The organism is Pantoea sp. FN0302 (assembly GCF_050113775.1).
Taxonomy (GTDB): domain Bacteria; phylum Pseudomonadota; class Gammaproteobacteria; order Enterobacterales; family Enterobacteriaceae; genus Mixta; species Mixta alhagi.
The window spans coordinates 155,447-172,955 of sequence record NZ_JBNJSM010000004.1 but is presented as its reverse complement, the minus strand read 5'-3'; the positions used below and the strand labels follow the sequence as shown (position 1 = coordinate 172,955).

The window sequence follows — 17,509 nt, the reverse complement described above, 5'->3', positions numbered from 1 at the left end:
CCTTAGCGCATGCTGCTGCGCTTCAATTCACTCGGTTGCGTGCATTATCGCAGCCTGACGTGTGAAAAGCAGCGCCTGACACGGCGCTTTAGCGAGAAAAGCGAGCGGTAAAAGAGGGATAACATACCGGAGAGTGACGCTAACTTTTTACAGGCGTAAAAAAGGGCGGAAAATTCCGCCCTTTTGTCATGCTGTTATGTCTCTCAGACCGCCGTCTGGAAAATCACATCTTTCGCTTTGTCCGTGTACTGATTCAACTGGTCAAAGTTCAGATAGCGATAGGTATCCACCGCAGTTTTATCAACCTGAGCCATAAACTGTTGATACTCGTCTGGCGTTGGCAAACGGCCCAGCAGCGAAGAAACGGCAGCCAGCTCGGCAGAAGCCAGATAGACGTTCGCGCCGGTACCCAGACGGTTCGGGAAGTTACGCGTTGAGGTAGATACCACCGTTGCGCCATCGGCTACACGCGCCTGGTTACCCATGCAGAGCGAGCAACCCGGGATCTCAATACGCGCGCCGCTCTTACCGAACACGCTGTAGTAGCCCTCTTCGGTTAGCTGCGCTGCATCCATTTTGGTCGGCGGTGCGACCCACAGGCGGGTCGGCAACTGGCCTTTATGGCTATCCAGCAGCTTACCTGCCGCGCGGAAGTGGCCGATGTTGGTCATACAGGATCCGATAAAGACCTCGTCGATCTTCTCGTTCTGCACTTCAGACAGCAAACGCGCATCGTCCGGATCGTTCGGCGCACACAGAATCGGCTCCTGAATTTCCGCCAGATCGATTTCGATAACCGCTGCGTACTCCGCATCAGCATCGGCTTCCATCAGTTGCGGATCGGCCAGCCATTTCTCCATGCCCTGAATACGACGCTCCAGCGTACGACGATCGCCGTAGCCTTCCGCAATCATCCATTTCAGCAGAACGATATTGGAGTTCAGATACTCAATGATCGGCTCTTTATCCAGCTTGATGGTACAACCGGCAGCAGAACGCTCAGCGGACGCATCAGACAACTCAAACGCCTGCTCTACTTTCAGATCCGGCAGACCTTCAATTTCCAGAATGCGGCCAGAGAAGATGTTCTTCTTGCCTTTCTTCTCAACGGTCAGCAGACCCTGCTTAATGGCGTACAGCGGGATCGCGTGCACCAGATCGCGCAGGGTGATGCCCGGCTGCATTTTGCCTTTAAAGCGCACCAGCACCGATTCCGGCATATCCAGCGGCATAACGCCGGTTGCGGCAGCGAAGGCCACCAGGCCGGAGCCCGCCGGGAAAGAGATGCCGATCGGGAAGCGGGTATGCGAGTCACCGCCGGTGCCCACGGTATCCGGCAGCAGCATACGGTTCAGCCAGCTGTGGATAATGCCGTCGCCCGGACGCAGCGACACGCCGCCACGGTTCATAATAAAGTCTGGCAGCGTATGGTGTGTCTGCACGTCAACCGGCTTCGGATAGGCGGCGGTATGACAGAAAGATTGCATCACCAGATCGGCGGAGAAGCCGAGGCAGGCGAGATCTTTCAGCTCATCACGCGTCATCGGCCCGGTGGTATCCTGAGAACCCACTGAGGTCATCTTCGGTTCGCAGTACTGACCCGGACGAATGCCGTCCACGCCACAGGCGCGACCCACCATTTTCTGCGCCAGTGAGAAGCCGCGCGTGCTCTGCGCCACATCTTTCGCCTGGCGGAACACATCGCTGTGCGGCAGACCAAGCGACTCACGCGCTCTGGTGGTCAGGCCGCGACCGATGATCAGCGGAATACGGCCACCGGCGCGAACTTCATCCAGCAGCACGTCGGTTTTCAGCGCGAACTCAGCCAGCAGCTCGTTGGTTTCGTGGTGACGCACTTCACCCTTGTAGGGGTAAATGTCGATCACGTCGCCCATATTCAGGTTATTAACGTCCACTTCGATCGGCAGCGCGCCGGCATCTTCCATGGTGTTAAAGAAAATCGGTGCGATTTTACCGCCCAGGACAACGCCGCCGCCTTTTTTGTTCGGTACGTAAGGGATGTCGTCGCCCATAAACCACAGCACCGAGTTGGTAGCGGATTTACGGGAAGAACCGGTACCGACTACATCACCGACATAGGCCAGCGGAAAGCCTTTCGCCTGCAGCGCTTCAATCTGCTTGATCGGACCTACGTTGCCCGGTTCGTCCGGCTCGATGCCTTCGCGGGCGTTTTTCAGCATTGCCAGCGCGTGCAACGGAATATCAGGACGTGACCATGCATCCGGCGCCGGAGAGAGATCGTCGGTATTGGTTTCGCCAGTTACTTTGAATACGGTGACGGTAATTTTTTCAGCCAGCGCCGGACGGTTCAGATACCACTCGGCGTTTGCCCATGACTGCATAACCTGCTGAGCATGCGGATTACCCGCTTTGGCTTTCTCTTCCACATCGTAGAAGTTATCGAACATCAGCAGCGTATTGGCGAGCGCTTTTGCCGCGATGGGCGCCAGCTTCTCATTATCCAGCGCGTCAATCAGCGGATGAATGTTATAGCCGCCCTGCATGGTACCCAGCAGTTCGATCGCTTTTTCAGGTGTTACCAGAGGAGAAGTCGTTTCGCCTTTGGCGATAGCAGCCAGGAAACCGGCTTTGACATAGGCCGCTTCATCAACACCCGGCGGCACGCGATTAATTAACAGATCGGACAGGAATTCTTCTTCACCCGCAGGAGGGTTCTTCAGCAGTTCAACCAGCGCGGCCATTTGGGATGCATCTAAAGGTTTAGCAACAATTCCCTGGGCAGCACGCTCGGCAACGTGCTTACGGTATTCATCTAGCACGACGTTCTCCTCGCTCTCATTGTATATGGCTTTCCGGCCACCTTTTTTCACGGCGATCTGTAGGATGCTTATGTAGGGTAAGGTGTCCGGTTTCGCGTCGGCCAGCATAGCAGGATTTGCTGCACTTGTTAATGCGTTTACAAAAAAGCAACATCTTTTGTCAAAGCTGTTTTCCAGACAGCGCGCCAGTCGTAGCGCTTTATTCATCTTTTTAACGATAAAAATAATTTATGGCTGAGCCGGTTTTGTTAAGGGAATAAACAGCATTGTTGTTGAGAACATAACGTTGAGGCACAAAGGAACAGGCCACACCCGTAACGAGTGTGGCCTGTTTGATGTGCTGCAAAAAGCGAAAGCAGTGCTTAGCGTAGATTATCGGGAAAATTGGCGGGCAGTTCGCTGGCCGGGCAGTTAATGACGGTATCGTCATTTTCACCCACGTCACGGACAAGGGTCAGCGTGGCGAACTCATCGATAACTTCAGTGGGATAAGCCGGGCCGGCCTCGCGATAGCTGGCCATTTCGTCCAGATGTTCGTTCTGGAAACAGACGGTTTTTTCCGGGTTGTTCATTACCCAGCGAGGGAAGAAAATGGTGCCATGAAACACCTTATCGGCGAGGTTCACGCTCAGGCTGACATCAGTGCCGGTAGGCTCTGTCCAGGAGATTTTGTAAACATCGCTGGCAAGACGCGCCAGGTAAACGTGCTGATCTTTAACCCAGCGGTTGCCCACCAGGCCGCTGTGAATACGATAATCTATTGTCTCATTGTTTTTGATATAGATTTCATAATTCCAGCCGTTGTCATAGGTGTAAACAAGATGTTTGCCAACAAAACCACTTAGATCATGTTTATCAAAGCTCATATATTTTACTCCTTTTGGTTAACAGGTAAATTATAGCTCACCTCAGCCCTTCCCCCCGGATAAATAAAATATATTTTGTTTTATATCAAAAAGATTAATGAGTGGACACAATAGAGAAACGGATGCTTGATATTTATTGCGGAATCAGGCGACTCCCATTAAATTTTTATGAATAAATGAAGAGGGAGTACAATTGGAGATATACATTTAAAATAAAGCTTAACCTTATGTGTCATTTAATAAAAACAGACAAGATGAGACATTAATTTATATAAATAAATATTTCAAATAGTTTACACTATTAAATTATAGAATACTTATCTCGCGTATTTTACGCGAGTATTTTATCTAATTAGAATACCCGATTTTTCCATGCGATTTTGCGTACCGCTCCAGCGTTTTAAGGCCAGTCCCCCAGCGGATTTTTCTCAAGATTATTCTTCTCTTGAGCGTAGCAATACAGCGTTCTCGCTATGTTTGTCCCGCCTACCCTCAGCTTGAACAGGCCACTCCCAATTACGCGACTGTGCGGCATCTTTAGCTGGCCTTCTACCTCAAGGCGTTCAATCAGCCGATACATCTGACCACGAAGACGGTCCGGCAGTTCTTCCAGTTCCTGAGCGCAAGTTCGTGTGCTAATACCTTATGCCTCGCGGAGATACGCCCCGACTGACAGCGGCAAAGCCTTGTCGGAACCACTCCGACAGCGCACAAGGCGTCAGAATCGCTTTTAGCGGGTTTGGCTTAACAGGGGGCAAGGGATAACCTATCAAACCTGAACCGGCTACGCCGGGCTACCGGTGCCCTTTACCTGCGCGTACTATTCGGCATGCGCTAACGCGCATCAAAAGCCCCTCACCAAACGCCTTACATGAATCAGATATAATCCTGAACGCCCCCTTTTAATCGACCAGTACCGGCTATAGATGTTGTTGATTTCCAGAAGACTCGAATATACTGGATAAAAAAACAGTATAAAGGTGTTCCCAATGATCCTGACCCCAGTATTCCCCTGTTTGCCTGAAGGCACAGCAGTTGTTCCTTTTTTCGCAGAAACTATCCCTGCAGGACATCCCAGCCCGGCCAGCGGTTATGAAGCTAACGAATTAAATTTACACGACTTATGTGTTAAACACCCAAGCGCCACTTATTTTCTACGGGTATCGGGTAACTCAATGCAAGACGGCAGGATCCATGACGGGGATATCTTGATTGTCGATCGCGCAGAGCAACCTGGTCACGGTAGTATCGTCATCGCCAGCATAGATAATGAATTTACGGTAAAACAGCTGTTACTAAGACCTCGCCCCTGTCTCATGCCCCTTAATCCTTCCTACAGTCCGATATATTTCGAGCCAGATAGTCTGCAGTTGTGGGGAGTTGTTACCTATTCTTTGCAAAAGCATTCAAGATGTTTGCGCTAATTGATGTTAATTCGATGTACTGCAGCTGCGAAGAGGCCTTCAACCCTTCTCTGATCGGCAGGCCTGTAGTAGTTCTCAGTAATAACGACGGCGCGATCGTAGCCCGAAACCGAGCGGCTAAAGCGTTGGGCCTGAAAATGGCTGAGCCCTATTTTAAGGTACGTCCTTTACTGGAACATCATAATGTTGCTGTTTTTTCAAGCAACTATACCCTTTATGCATCGATGTCAGCACGCTTTGCTACGGTCGTAGAGTCACTGGCGCCACGAACGGAGATTTACAGTATTGATGAGCTCTGGTGTGATCTGAAGGGAATGGAAAATGTCATGAGCCCTGATGCATTCGGGCGGCAGCTACGGCACGAAGTATGGCGCCATACGACGCTGACCTGTGGAGTTGGGATAGCTGCAACGAAAACACTCGCAAAGCTATGCAATCACGCGGCAAAGACCTGGACTGCTACGGGTGGCGTAGTGGCGCTAAGTGACCGTCACCGGCTGGAAAAGCTGATGAGCCTTCTGCCGGTCAGTAAAGTTTGGGGCGTTGGGCGTCGCACTGAAAAAGCGCTCAATGCTATAGGGATCAGGACTGCGCTCGATCTCTGCCGCATGGATATACGCCTGGCGCGTCGGCAGTTTTCAGTTGTGCTTGAGCGTACTATCCGGGAACTGCGAGGCGAACCATGCCTCGCGCTGGAAGAGCATGCAGCACCTAAGCAGCAAATCGTTGTATCACGTTCCTTCAGTGAGTGTATTACCCACCTCCAGGATATGCAGTTAGCTGTCACCGGATACGCTGTCCGGGCTGCAGAAAAGCTTCGTCAGGAAAAGCAATTTGTCAGAGCCGTGAGCGTTTTTATCCGTACCAGTCCTTATTCCACTCAGGACATGCAGTACAGCAACCAGTCAACCGAACTGCTTGTCATCCCTTCACAGGATACCCGTGATATTGTCGATGCGGCACAGCGCGCTCTGAAGCGGATATGGCGCAATGGCATTCGTTATGTGAAGGCAGGTGTGATGCTTGCCGATTTGCATGGCCGTGAGGTTCAGCTTGATTTGTTTGACCCTGGATCGATACGTCAGAACAGCGATGCACTGATGTTGACGATCGACAGAATAAACCGGGAAGGAAAGAGTCATATTTTTTTCGCCGGTGAAGGGATTAACCCCGGCTTCGCTATGTGCCGGCAGTTACTTTCGCCTGCATATACAACGAACTGGTCAGAGTTACCTACTGCGGTGATCCGGTAAGCAAACCTGCGCTGGGTGAAATTAATTTATGCAAAGATCGTAATAAAGCCTCCCACATCTCATGTTGGGAGCCTGAAACTGGCTCAAATGAGCTAAACTTATACATTCCGCGAATTTATCTTCCATCGTTCCATCATATAATTTCACCGTTTACTAAATAATGACAATTTGATTTTATTATATTGAAAAAATAACGGCTTATGAGGTTACTTTTGGCATCAAAATCATCGCTTAATAATTGCCATTCAATTGCTCTAATCAGCAACGAACCGGACCCTAACTCTAAAAGAGAATGAATTACACATATAATAATTATTTAAAATTATATTTTAAAATACCTTTACATATTGCGTTAATTCCTTTTCACTCTCCCCTATTTGAACTTTTCAGTATTTAATCTCTATTATCATGATATTTAATCTATAAAAAACCTAAATTCTTGTAGGTGAGTTATTTCTTTGATGCAATCGATTTTCATATTAAAACAAACTAACCCCCCCCCTTTAAATGAGGTGTTATTTAAAAATAGCGCCTAAAAAGCCGCTTATTCTTTCGATTGCCTTTTTGTTTTATGTTTATAATGAAAGAAAAATTCCCCGCAAATAAAATGACAGGTAACACAGCAACTCCTCCTTTAAGTGGAAAGATTGAAAATGTGGATGCTTATGAGCATCTTAAAGAATGCCTGAGAATCGAAGTCTTAAACAGAGATGGAAAGAAAAATTTTCATGGTTTAAGGTTTTGCACCGAGTGGTTTTTGGTTATAAGAAAAATTTTTATTTTTGGTGGCGTCTTGCGAGCTATATGCATACTTGTCCTTCACCAAGATTGAGGAAATGGGCGCGCAAGATAAATCATAAATTATTACGTAAATATGGCACTGATATCAGCTTAGAGGCTTTTATCGGACCGGGGATGAAAGTTAATCATTACGTTGGCATTATCGTTAGAGCTGAAAGCATCATCGGGAAGAATATTAATTTGCGCCAAAATACGACGATCGGGAGGAAGGATTCTGTCGATACATCTGGAAAAATAATTATTGGGAAAAACGTTGATATTGGAGCCCATAGTTGCATTATTGGTGATATTGTTATCGGTGATAATGTAACAATTGGCGCAATGGCATTTATAAATAAAGATGTTCCTGCTAATAGCATAGTTTATTCAGAAAAATCAATGTTTATCCGCTCAAAATGAAGGCTACGGCATTATCAGGGGAGTGGTGAATAAAGAAATCTTGCCCTGATAATGACGCGGGAAACACTATTACGGAGAGCAGTAATGGGCGACAGAGAGCTTAATTTTCAGGTTTTTTATAGAGGAGAGTCTCTGGAGCGTTTCATAAATGGCAGCCAGGTGCTTTTTCAGCGAAGCCGGCAAAGCGGCGGCGGGTATTGGCCAGGCTTACATATGACGGTGTTTTCATCATCGAGCTGGAAAAACCAACTTCACTCTACGAAGAAATAAAATACCTAATGCTCGCGAATGAGATAGCAAGGCAGAGCCATATTTTTGGCGATGATTTTCAGCTTGAGCCATGAAAAAAGCTCGTAGTTACGCAGGCTTTTGGAATCAGAAATAAAGCGTTGCAGATTCAATGCCGCACGCTTTAGCGTAGCGGGCGATTGTGTCGACGCTTGCCGATGTGATGTTTTTCTCCATCCGGGAAACTGTAGGCGGCTTCACGCCCATCCGATCGGCCACCTGTGCGCTGGTAAGCCCGGCGTGCTTCCGCCACTCCAGCAAGAGCCCTGTAAGCGCTCTTTACGCTCTTCGGCTTCATATACGGCGCGATACTCCGCATCTTGCATCATTTCATCATGGATCTGTCGGTGCGTTCTGTATTTCACTCTTCATTTCCTCCAGTCTCCGCCAGGCTGTTTCTATCTCAGCGGGCGGCGTTTTCTGTGATTTCTTGATAAAGATTCTCAGCATGTAGATTTTCTGCCCGGACTGATAAACCCACAGCCCCCGCGATATGTCTCCGCCCAAGGTTCGTACTTCGTAAAGACCGTCACCAATCGGCTTGAAGTGCGGCTCACGCAGCGATCGCGGGTCGACCTCCAGCTTTGTGACCAGCCTATCAAACTTGACGCGGACGGCCAGCGGGAGGCTTTTTAACTCAGCCTTGTCATGATAAATGACCTCAAACAATTCGCTTCCCTCCCTGAACCTAACATTAGCCTATGAGCTAAAGGGCTAATATCAGGCGAATAGATTTTTACGCAAAAACAGCCCTATTTAACATAATGGCTTTTGCGCATCGCCGCGGTTTATCCCCGCTGGTGCGAGGAACACGAAACTCGGGTAAAACCCTGACGTTGACAGGTCGGTTTATCCCCGCTGGCGCGGGGAACACTCATATATGGCTGTTTTTGCATGTCATTTGTCCGGTTTATCCCCGCTGGCGCGGGGAACACTACAACCCCATGAAGCTCTACCGTCTGTCCTCCGGTTTATCCCCGCTGGCGCGGGGAACACCAAGCCCCGGTGAAACGCGTGATCGAGAGACGCGGTTTATCCCCGCTGGCGCGGGGAACACTCCGCATCTAATACCTCCTGGAGAGTGAGAACCGGTTTATCCCCGCTGGCGCGGGGAACACATGATGTTGTGGATCAACTGAAAATACTGCGCCGGTTTATCCCCGCTGGCGCGGGGAACACTCGAACATGCGCGGGCCGTTGTAGCCGCAACCCGGTTTATCCCCGCTGGCGCGGGGAACACTCCTGTACCAGCAAGCGCACAATGATGGGCCGCGGTTTATCCCCGCTGGCGCGGGGAACACGCGACACGTCCAGGATGAATACCCGAAAGAGGCGGTTTATCCCCGCTGGCGCGGGGAACACCGCCAGTCCATGTTATACGGGAACCAGATGGCCGGTTTATCCCCGCTGGCGCGGGGAACACTTCGTTTCCCCCATCATTTCGCCAAAGGCCATCGGTTTATCCCCGCTGGCGCGGGGAACACCTGCACCAGCTCGCCGGCCCGGCGGATCAGCACGGTTTATCCCCGCTGGCGCGGGGAACACGGAACACGATCATCGCCAATGTGCGTAAGTGCCGGTTTATCCCCGCTGGCGCGGGGAACACATACTCCGCGCCGCCAACTGAAATTACGTGCGCGGTTTATCCCCGCTGGCGCGGGGAACACCGAAAACCTAATCTCGGGGCCAGCGCCAGCTGCGGTTTATCCCCGCTGGCGCGGGGAACACGTGCCGGATACGGGGCGCAAATTAAGCAAAACCGGTTTATCCCCGCTGGCGCGGGGAACACAGTTCCTGGTCAGCTATTCCGACGTGCAGAGCCGGTTTATCCCCGCTGGCGCGGGGAACACGTGCTTTTCCTACGCCGTTCACCGGTTTAAGTCGGTTTATCCCCGCTGGCGCGGGGAACACCGCGGTCCACTGGACGACTCCAGACGGGTTCCCGGTTTATCCCCGCTGGCGCGGGGAACACGCCGCAAAAATTCGCGACTTTTCCCGACAGGCGCGGTTTATCCCCGCTGGCGCGGGGAACACCTGAATTTTATAAATAGAGTACATGGCCGAGTCGGTTTATCCCCGCTGGCGCGGGGAACACACGTCGGTAACGACCCGCATAAACGGATCGGACGGTTTATCCCCGCTGGCGCGGGGAACACGCTCATTGGCTGCCCTTTTTCCCCGGCAGAAACGGTTTATCCCCGCTGGCGCGGGGAACACTTCATTCAGAAGCTTTTCCGTTGGCAAATAGCCGGTTTATCCCCGCTGGCGCGGGGAACACCCACAATTTGAGGATATTAAAAGGGCGGTTAACGGTTTATCCCCGCTGGCGCGGGGAACACGCATAATGGTAACTCCCTCAGTGTGGTGAATGCGGTTTATCCCCGCTGGCGCGGGGAACACTCCACAACATCATGACGGAGCAGGACGTTAAGCGGTTTATCCCCGCTGGCGCGGGGAACACGCCTTTTGCTCAGCCAGGGCGAGGATTCTCTCCGGTTTATCCCCGCTGGCGCGGGGAACACTACGCCGTCCGACTGGACGCTAATTACCAGGACGGTTTATCCCCGCTGGCGCGGGGAACACCCTTTCACTTCGGACTTGATGGACTCATTGACCGGTTTATCCCCGCTGGCGCGGGGAACACTCAATATCACCATCACTATTAAGCGCATATTTCGGTTTATCCCCGCTGGCGCGGGGAACACCCCAACCGTCAATCACGTCTATGTGGTCAATCCGGTTTATCCCCGCTGGCGCGGGGAACACCAGGATGGTATGTAGATCAAGGGCATTGGTTACGGTTTATCCCCGCTGGCGCGGGGAACACTTTCCTCTCAGTTCGATGTAGCGCGCATATACCGGTTTATCCCCGCTGGCGCGGGGAACACGTTGTAACGTTTCTCCGGCAGGTTCCTTTTCATCGGTTTATCCCCGCTGGCGCGGGGAACACTGCTGCCTGTTGAGACACGCCAAGTTGTGCGGCGGTTTATCCCCGCTGGCGCGGGGAACACTCATCATTACTCATCTCGGCACTGGTGAAAACCGGTTTATCCCCGCTGGCGCGGGGAACACATTAAACGTCGATCTGGCCGCTTCTGGCGTGGCGGTTTATCCCCGCTGGCGCGGGGAACACATATAAGAAAATTATAAACACACCTGATAAATCGGTTTATCCCCGCTGGCGCGGGGAACACATTTCAGGAGTAGACCCTAGAACTGCTGACAGCGGTTTATCCCCGCTGGCGCGGGGAACACTCTAAAACTATATAACTGATTTATATGATTTTTTTTATCGAGTTAAATTCTACCAACTTCTCTCAAATTTTAAAGAACAGTAACTATTTGATTTTATTGAGGCAGGAAAGAAACAAGCCGTAGTCCATCGAGATCTACCGGAATACGACGGTTTTCACCATAGGTCTGAAACTCGAAACCGGATTCGGAATTTGTTGCCCAGGCCATCACTACATTTCCCTCATCCGCTAACCCGGAAATTTGTTCCCAGATCATTTCACGCATACGCGCCGACACATCGCCGATATAAACTCCCGCACGTATTTCAAGTAACCAAACAGCCAGCCTACCGCGTAACCGCGGCGGCACATTTTCGGTAACAACAACCAGCATACTCATGTCTAACGGCTCCGGTGACCAGCTTCTCCCAGCGAAACAGGAAGCGGAATGGCAACAGGCTGAGCATCTTCAGGTACTGGCGGCGGTTCAATCTCTCCTGCCGCCAGCACCTCCTCAATAAGCGGAATTAACCTGCTCAAGGTCTTACCACTGCGGAAAATATCGCGGCAAGCAATACGCACTTCCCGCTCAGGCTCGGCGGGATTACGACGGGCTATTTCAAAAGCCTTAGGTACAACGGTATCGAATTTGATGATATCAGCAATGTCATAAACGAAAGAAAGCGGCTTACCGGAATGAATAAAACCGATAGCTGGCACATAGCCAGCTGCCAGTACTGCAGCTTCCGTCACGCCATACAAACAAGACGTTGCCGCACTGATACATTGGTTAACAGTATCGCCCTTCGCCCAGTCTTTCGGATCATAACGGCGACCTTTCCACTTAACGCCGTACTGCTGCGCCAGTAATGCATATGTTGCCCGAACACGGCTGCCCTCAATACCCCTTAATTGCTCAACTGAACGGCGGGCTGGCGCAGGTTCACCAAAACGCAGCTCAAACATCTTACGTACTACCTTAAGACGCAGATCCGAATCCAGGGCCAGCTTCGCCTGATACAACAGCTTATCTGAACGGGCACCGCCGGGCTGACCAGAGGCATACACGCGAACACCTGCCTCCCCAACCCAAACCAGTAATGTTCCTACTGTCGCAGCCAGACGCACGGCGGCATGGGAAACTCGCGTTCCGGGTTCCAGCATAATGCAGGCAACGGAACCGACAGGAATATGTGTCCGTACGCCGTTTTTATCAATCAAGACAAACGCACCGTCGATGACATCTATTTGCCCGTACTGAAGGAAAATCATCGAAACGCGATTTTTTAATGGAACAGGATTAAGAGGAAGCCAGTTCATTAGCACTTTCTTCTCACCATTAACATACCGCAACCCAGCGCCTTGCTTTTGCCAAGTCCGTAAAACAATGCCTGTTCAAATAATGCCAGGTTGGTGATACGAAGCGTCCCTTCAAAATCAACACTGCTGAAAACAATGGGTTTTTCCTGGTTTTTACGGATAAAACGGTGCTGATGATACGCCTTTACGCAAGTGCTTCGAGCCAGTGATGCGGAATCCTCTCCCCCAGCCCATAGAGCGAAATCATCTTCCTCCGGTTCGATCAGGCAAAAGCCATGCTTCTGCCCTTGCCTCTCAAGCCACGCCTGCGCCGCTTGCTGCTGTAACATTCCCCATTGTTGCTGAGGCACGCCCTGCGCTTTCGCATGATATTTAGCATCCATCATCACATCGCTACGCTTGTTATTGCGCGTAACAACCGGATTAGCGCGTAGCTGAAAATCGAGCGTTGCGCCTTCTTTAAGCTGCGGTTGAAAACGCTTCGTTTCGATGCTGAACAACGCGTGCTGTGTTAACGGCGGCGTGGCCGACAGAGTAAAAAATCGTCCGTGATCGTCCTGCCGAAACAGAAACTGGCGCGCTTCCTGTTCAGGGAAAAGCTGCCATAGCCATTGATGGCTGGCGTAAAGAGCCGCTGAATTCCATTTAGCCAACATTTGCGGAGATAACTTGCTAAACAAAAGTTGAATACGCGACAGATACATTATTCTCTCCCCCGCAGCTGTCCACAAAATCGTGTGTAGTTGCCAAATTGCCAGCGCTGACGACTTAATGGCTGGTTGCTGCTACGTTGCTTTTGCTGCCAGGCCAGGCTCTCTTCATCAGGATCGTCCCAGTAACAGACACCTTCGCTCAATGTAAAGCCATGCAATTCTTTTGGGGTCATTTCATTAGCTGCCCGACGAAGAACCTCATACAACGAACCTTTCATCAAACGTGGCGCCAGGGGTAACGCCAGAGGACAACATTTTCGCCCCAGATAGAGAGGGAAATGCGGAGCCAGTAGCCCATCGCATAAGGCATCGAGCGAATATGGCGCGCCGGGTGTAATACTTACTGCCACTTGCCAATAGCCATCACATCGATACTCTCGCTGCGAGATCAACGTGCCGACTTCCTCTGGCGCAAGGTAAAGCTCATCTCGCCGAGTGTAATAACCATGTTTTTTATTTTCACGTGGTGCGCTAACGGTGTGATAGTCCCGAAGCCAGCGATCCTGCGAAGCAAGTGCATGCACTGCCAGATGATAATGCTGGTTAAAAAGGTTCAGCTTGTCCTCTTCGTCGCGAGCTATTCCCATTGCTGCCGCCAGTAATCCCAACAGCGCGGAACGGCCGGGAACCGTAGCGGAATGGCGGATCTCGCCGACAGCCTCTTCCCCCCACGAGGCAAGCGGTGAATAGAGCTGGAAAACCAAATATTCCTTCATCGCTCATCCTCACTGGCTGACAAAAGCCAGTAATTCCGCCAGCGTTCCCTGGCTTTCCTGTACGTTTAGCTCTTTATGCGCATCCGTAGAGTGACCGTAAACTTGATCAAAATTGTCTCGCTGCTGTTTTAAGCGGGTAATTGCCGCCGGGATTTGATCGACATCGCGCACCGGCTGAAAGAACGCTGCCGCCAGTGAACGCGGCTGCCGCTGACCTATTTCAGCCAGGGCATAAGAAGCATAAGCGCGGGAAGCAAAGCTGTTTTGTTTACCGGTAGGCGATACCGTTAAGGCCGTTTCTGTCAACGCAGCGATAGTGCGTTTCGCCAGCGCCTCATCGCCGCCAAGATTTTTTACCAGCAGATCACGGCTGATGCAGATATAGGTATAGAAAAGCGCGGAAGCAAAGCCCTGCTCGCCCATATGGCCAGAGCCAGAGTCTTGTTTACTATTTAGATCGTCAACTGCAGTGAAAAAATCATCCTCAATAGTAACGGCACTAACGCCTAATGCATGGGATACCTGACAGGCAGCTTCAACGTTAAATTCGGGTGAAGAGGCCAGCATACGACCAAACAACGCCATATCTACGCTACGTCTTTCTTTGCGCAGCAATTTTACTTCTTCATCGCCAGGCTCGCGTTTGTCAGCAATGAGGGTATCGACCAGCTGCCTGATGAGATTAATTTCATGATTGCTGACATGGACAATTTGTTCAATTTCGAGTTTTTGCTCATCCGTTGCATTCTTATCTTTTTTAAGCTTCCCAAACTGGGCGGCGATTTTTTCCGCCGCCGCAATGGCTGTCTTAGAAGCAATGCCTGCGTCAATCATCGGCCTGTAAACATACTCCACGCCAATGCGACGTGTGCGTTTACCGATATAGCCATCCATCGCATCTTCGAAAGTTTCCGAACAACGCCATGCGCGCTTGAGGCTTTGCGATGAGACACGCAAACGCTCCACGCCCCCCATAAAAGCTGTTTTCGGTCTGCCGGAATCGTCACGGTTGAGGTTAGCGGGCGCGTATGCAGTAAGTAAGTGAAGCTGAATAAAGGTTGTCATGTTTAATTCCTTCTAAAAATGTCTATTTAGCGCGTGCGGTTGACAGGTATTCGCTTGCCCAACGAATACGGTTTCTGGCAAAGGGATTGTGATTTTCAGGTTGATGCTCTTCGCGTTGCTGCCACTCTTCCATCCATAAAAAAATGCTGTCGGCTAAAGAGAGAACATTAACGCCATTATCGGCACGGATTTTTACTGCTCGAATTAACAGTTGGCAAAACGCTTCAGGATCGCTGGCCTTTTGCAGGCGTTCAAAGCGTAAGGAGGAAAGAACCGGGGCCGCGCCATTTACTTTTTCGCCCAGCTGGGCAGCAAAACTTAACGTTTGTTTATTGCTTTTAATATGGGCCGCCACGCTGACAAATAATGCCAGCGCCATCTTATCAATGGCGCGCAGCGGCATATACTCCGTAAGCTGCTCAAGCAGTGCGCCATACCCTTCGCACATCATCGCGCCATAAGGTGGCTCCATACGTTTCATTTCAGCACGCCAGGCCCGGCCATTAACCTGCGGTTTACCGGGAGCTGCATAGCGCTCTGATAACATATCGAACCACTTGAGCAGCGCCTTTTGCGCCTCCGGGTGGGTAATTTTCCGCATCGCGGCGGTATTGCTGTTAAGCATGGTTGGCCTCCTTTTCTTCCCCTGCCTGTGCCAGTACATCCTTACGCGCTTTTAACTTGCGGTAGCTGCTATCCAGCACGCGCCGCGCCTCAATCTGACGCAGCAGAATATCGGTTGGGCTATCGGGATCGGTTAGTGCATCACGGTCAAACACCCGCAACGCATAGGTATGCATTTCGCTTTCCCACTGGCGCAATGCCCGACGCGCTGGCGGCGCTTTACGCTGTGGGTCTGCCATCAGGGCAGACAGCAAGATACGGAAGGCGGGTTCAGTTTCTTGCCAGAAAGCGGTATCTACCATACTGAAGTCGAATTTTGCCTCTTTCGGATTTTCGAATTTGGCGCTTTTTAATGCATTTCGCAGCAGCGTTAGCGTTTCTGATGCCAGTTGCAGGACCAAATGAATGACGTTCAGAAAGGGTTCTGGATCCGCAACCTGTATTAAAGGAATACGATGTTGATACCAGCAGCGCGCTTTGGCGTTATCCATATCCCAGGCAAAGCACCAAAGGCCGGTGTTTTTTCTTCGTCTGGCGGCGCGAACTACCTTCGCAGGCTGGCTTTTATTGAACTGATCAACACGCTCTAAAATCAGTCCCAGCCAGTCTTTATAGCTTAACCCGCCCGGCTGACCCTTTAACGCCAGCCAGGGCGCAGAGGGATCTTTTAGCGCCTGACGATAAGGTGAGAACGGATGCAGCCAGCCGTCATACTGGACGCCATAATTTTTTACGCGCATCTGCATCAACAATTTATCGTGGCTTTCTCCGCATAGATCGCAAACGCCAGCCTGAGTATGGGTAAAGTCGAGTTCAATGCGACGCGGCATTCCCCAGTAAGCCTGTAGCGGATGGGCGTTTTCCGGCGTCACGATGTTGCCAGCTTTTTCACTGGTTTTTGTCGGGGCCATCCAGGGGAAAACATTGGGGAACTGCTCAGGATTAAGATGCTCTTCCTGCGGTAATACATTAAGCCAAAGCTTTTTCCACAGCGGGATTCGTTCCTCTTCCTGCGGGACGACAAGCGTGGTTAACGGCCCACCGCCGCGCATTCCAACGCGATAGCCTGCCCCGCCCGCTGGCGAGTTGGTTTGCACCGCAAACAACGCCATCACCGCACAACAAGAACAGATGCGCTCAATGCTGCCTCGTTTTACAAAATGATCTTTATTGAGCTTAAGCGTATTGCCGCCCGGCGCTTCAATGAGTAACCCGGAGATCGGGCTGCTTTCACTGCTCAGCGGTTCAAGGCTTTGCAGGAACGCGGGTTTTTCCGGGCCGAAATGTAAAGCAGAGGAAACAGAATTTAATGCCTGTGTCCAGCCCCCCTCATCGATCCCATCGTCCCAGCATTCTTGCCAGTCATCTTCATCCTCTGGCGCAACGGTACATTGCAGTACGCCAATCAGCATTTGCCATGCCGCGCCCTGAAAATCAGCCCTGGGATACGCGACATCAATAATATTGTCATTCAATAGTTCAGACAGAGAGATTCTGGTTTTCTTTCCATCAGCAAGGATGACAGGAAGCCATTTCTCCTGGGTTAAGTCCATAGCATTACTCCTGTAAGGCTGGCCCCTCCGGGCCAGCCGGACGTTAGTGCTTCAATCCCGAGAAAAGAAGCGCTAACAAAAACAGCACTTCTTCTTGAGTTAGCGCGAAAGAAATCACCATATTTTATCCTTACAAGATTGCTGGTGACCGAGACGTCCGTTAGAATTCAGTTACCACACTGCTCCAGCCGGACGCCTGCCTCCAACGGCGGGCATCCGTTCTGGATGTATTTCCGTTGTTATACGCATACTAAAGAATCACCCAACCAATATCAATAAGCTAGTACAGTTAAGATTACATTGAAAATATCTTTTTAAGTTGCTATATTTGGTTTGTTCCCTCATGTAGGGTGCAAACTACTAGTACAGTTTCTTAAGAGTACGTTCCCTGCGGCGGCAGGGATAAACCGCTAGTACAGTTCTTTAAATTACGTTCCCCACGTCAGTGGGGAT

At 50.8% G+C, this 17,509-nt stretch carries 14 protein-coding genes, 1 pseudogene and 1 CRISPR repeat array; of the genes and pseudogenes, 3 read left to right on the top strand and 12 right to left on the bottom strand.

Annotation, left to right across the window (positions count from 1 at the left end):
• Positions 1 to 203: 203 nt before the first annotated feature.
• From acnB to ACQE32_RS15940, 3 genes are all read right to left on the bottom strand, one after another.
• Positions 204 to 2,801 carry a bifunctional aconitate hydratase 2/2-methylisocitrate dehydratase gene (acnB, locus tag ACQE32_RS15950; protein WP_426974493.1) on the bottom strand — a complete coding sequence of 866 codons (2,598 nt, stop codon included), beginning with the start codon at positions 2,799 to 2,801 and terminating at the stop codon, positions 204 to 206.
• 362 nt (positions 2,802 to 3,163) lie between these two features.
• Positions 3,164 to 3,667 carry a phenolic acid decarboxylase gene (locus tag ACQE32_RS15945; protein WP_426974492.1) on the bottom strand — a complete coding sequence of 168 codons (504 nt, stop codon included), beginning with the start codon at positions 3,665 to 3,667 and terminating at the stop codon, positions 3,164 to 3,166.
• A gap of 400 nt (positions 3,668 to 4,067) precedes the next feature.
• Positions 4,068 to 4,307: a type II toxin-antitoxin system RelE/ParE family toxin gene (locus tag ACQE32_RS15940; RefSeq protein ID WP_427022100.1), complete on the bottom strand. Its 240-nt coding sequence runs from the start codon at positions 4,305 to 4,307 to the stop codon at positions 4,068 to 4,070.
• A 349-nt stretch (positions 4,308 to 4,656) separates the two neighbouring features.
• Here ACQE32_RS15940 and umuD point away from each other — a divergent pair, with 349 nt between their 5' ends.
• From umuD to ACQE32_RS15925, 3 genes are all read left to right on the top strand, one after another.
• Entirely contained in the window at positions 4,657 to 5,091 is a 435-nt protein-coding gene (gene umuD, locus ACQE32_RS15935; protein WP_427022083.1) for a translesion error-prone DNA polymerase V autoproteolytic subunit, read from the top strand.
• Positions 5,079 to 6,344 (top strand): translesion error-prone DNA polymerase V subunit UmuC, encoded by a 1,266-nt coding sequence (gene umuC, locus ACQE32_RS15930; protein WP_427022082.1) that lies wholly within the window; start codon positions 5,079 to 5,081, stop codon positions 6,342 to 6,344. Before umuD ends, umuC begins: the two co-directional genes overlap by 13 nt.
• 681 nt (positions 6,345 to 7,025) lie before the next feature.
• Positions 7,026 to 7,544 (top strand): serine acetyltransferase, encoded by a 519-nt coding sequence (locus ACQE32_RS15925; protein WP_427022081.1) that lies wholly within the window; start codon positions 7,026 to 7,028, stop codon positions 7,542 to 7,544.
• 375 nt (positions 7,545 to 7,919) lie between these two features.
• Here the strand turns inward: ACQE32_RS15925 and ACQE32_RS15920 are convergent.
• The 9 genes and pseudogenes from ACQE32_RS15920 to casA all read right to left on the bottom strand — a co-directional run bounded on the left by ACQE32_RS15920 (position 7,920) and on the right by casA (position 17,056).
• A pseudogene (locus ACQE32_RS15920) lies at positions 7,920 to 8,158 on the bottom strand (helix-turn-helix domain-containing protein).
• A gap of 7 nt (positions 8,159 to 8,165) precedes the next feature.
• Positions 8,166 to 8,501, bottom strand: coding sequence for a type II toxin-antitoxin system RelE/ParE family toxin (locus ACQE32_RS15915; protein ID WP_427022080.1), 336 nt, complete (start codon positions 8,499 to 8,501; stop codon positions 8,166 to 8,168).
• Between the two features lie 115 nt (positions 8,502 to 8,616).
• Positions 8,617 to 11,087: direct repeats of the CRISPR family, unit length 29 nt; unit sequence CGGTTTATCCCCGCTGGCGCGGGGAACAC.
• Between the two features lie 93 nt (positions 11,088 to 11,180).
• The gene (gene cas2e / locus ACQE32_RS15910) at positions 11,181 to 11,465 is read right to left on the bottom strand and encodes a type I-E CRISPR-associated endoribonuclease Cas2e (protein WP_426982099.1); all 285 of its coding nucleotides are present in this window, start codon (positions 11,463 to 11,465) and stop codon (positions 11,181 to 11,183) included.
• A gap of 2 nt (positions 11,466 to 11,467) precedes the next feature.
• Positions 11,468 to 12,385, bottom strand: coding sequence for a type I-E CRISPR-associated endonuclease Cas1e (gene cas1e, locus ACQE32_RS15905; protein WP_426982098.1), 918 nt, complete (start codon positions 12,383 to 12,385; stop codon positions 11,468 to 11,470).
• Positions 12,385 to 13,089, bottom strand: a complete 705-nt coding sequence (gene cas6e, locus ACQE32_RS15900) for a type I-E CRISPR-associated protein Cas6/Cse3/CasE (protein WP_426982097.1) — start codon at positions 13,087 to 13,089, stop codon at positions 12,385 to 12,387. The genes cas1e and cas6e overlap by 1 nt, the downstream gene beginning before the upstream one ends.
• Positions 13,089 to 13,814 carry a type I-E CRISPR-associated protein Cas5/CasD gene (gene cas5e / locus ACQE32_RS15895; protein WP_426982096.1) on the bottom strand — a complete coding sequence of 242 codons (726 nt, stop codon included), beginning with the start codon at positions 13,812 to 13,814 and terminating at the stop codon, positions 13,089 to 13,091. The genes cas6e and cas5e overlap by 1 nt, the downstream gene beginning before the upstream one ends.
• Before the next feature lie 9 nt (positions 13,815 to 13,823).
• A complete protein-coding gene (cas7e, locus tag ACQE32_RS15890; RefSeq protein ID WP_426982095.1) occupies positions 13,824 to 14,879 on the bottom strand; it encodes a type I-E CRISPR-associated protein Cas7/Cse4/CasC in 1,056 nt (351 codons plus the stop codon).
• A 22-nt stretch (positions 14,880 to 14,901) separates the two neighbouring features.
• Positions 14,902 to 15,504: a type I-E CRISPR-associated protein Cse2/CasB gene (gene casB / locus ACQE32_RS15885; RefSeq protein WP_426982094.1), complete on the bottom strand. Its 603-nt coding sequence runs from the start codon at positions 15,502 to 15,504 to the stop codon at positions 14,902 to 14,904.
• Positions 15,497 to 17,056: a type I-E CRISPR-associated protein Cse1/CasA gene (casA, locus tag ACQE32_RS15880; RefSeq protein WP_427022079.1), complete on the bottom strand. Its 1,560-nt coding sequence runs from the start codon at positions 17,054 to 17,056 to the stop codon at positions 15,497 to 15,499. The genes casB and casA overlap by 8 nt, the downstream gene beginning before the upstream one ends.
• Positions 17,057 to 17,509: the final 453 nt, after the last annotated feature.